The organism is Aequorivita marina (genome assembly GCF_031631895.2).
Taxonomy (GTDB): domain Bacteria; phylum Bacteroidota; class Bacteroidia; order Flavobacteriales; family Flavobacteriaceae; genus Aequorivita; species Aequorivita marina.
The window spans coordinates 1-996 of the sequence record NZ_JAVMBW020000031.1; the positions used below are offsets into that span (position 1 = coordinate 1).

Consider the following 996-nt stretch of genomic DNA (forward strand, 5'->3'; position numbering starts at 1 on the left):
TTTCAATATTTCCGTCACAAGATATATTTTCCGCTATTTTTTCAGATACTTTGCAAGATGAAACTGAACATAATAAGGTCATTAATATGATAAAAATTCTATTCATTAAGTTTTTTTCAGATTGCGCACAACGTTTCGTATAAAAGAAGTAGGGCTGAAAATAAGCGATTACCTTTCGGATTATCCAGAAGCCAAATCTTTTGCATTTTGTTTTATATTATTTTACTAAAAGCCAAATCAAAAGATTTGGCGACCTCAAAAATATGCCTGAAACAATGGGTTTAGTACTTACTTGCCCTATTTTTTTTATACAGTGTTGTACTACGTTTTTATACGGTTGTTAATTCCTTTTAATCCTTTGTTTTCGCCGAATAGTTTTATTAATTCACGAGTAAGTTTCTTCGCTTTTTTAGTACTATTCAGTAAAATAAATAATGTATCATTATGACAAGGTGAACCATATTCGAGTTGAATAAAGAGCACAACTTCATTTCCAGAATCAATTTTTTTTGAATTCAATTCTACATATCCACCATTTCCATTATAGTCAATTGTGTAGATTTCCTCCGTAGCAAAGTTTTCGGACAGTAAATTAATGAATTCCATATTTTTTTCTTTAGAGGATTGAATATAATAGTGTTCGGAATTATTGTCCGTAGTTGTCGTGTTTTCATTCAATAGAGTAACAAGTAATTCATTATTGTTTGGAAGAAAGATACTTGTTGTAAGGCAATCTGCATCTCTAATTAAATCAGCTGTATTTGAATTATTTGCATTATAATCTTGTCCGAAAATAATTCCAGAAAATGTCAGAAATAAAATGTTCAAAATTATTCTCAAAGTTTTTTTTAAATGTAGTACAACGTGTTTGTATAAGGAAAGTTGCGTGTTTGTGTGCGAGGATTTTCCGAAGGAAAATCAGAAGCTAGCAAACGAGCAACTAACTTTGGTTTAGCTAAAACTAGCAATTTTTTTTATACGGTGTTGTGCGCAGTC

The 996-nt window shown here is 30.3% G+C and carries 1 protein-coding gene; it reads right to left on the bottom strand.

Going from position 1 to position 996, the window contains the following annotated elements; genetic code table 11:
* Positions 1-321: 321 nt before the first annotated feature.
* Positions 322-840: a hypothetical protein gene (locus QPK98_RS15540; protein WP_310994393.1), complete on the bottom strand. Its 519-nt coding sequence runs from the start codon at positions 838-840 to the stop codon at positions 322-324.
* Positions 841-996: the final 156 nt, after the last annotated feature.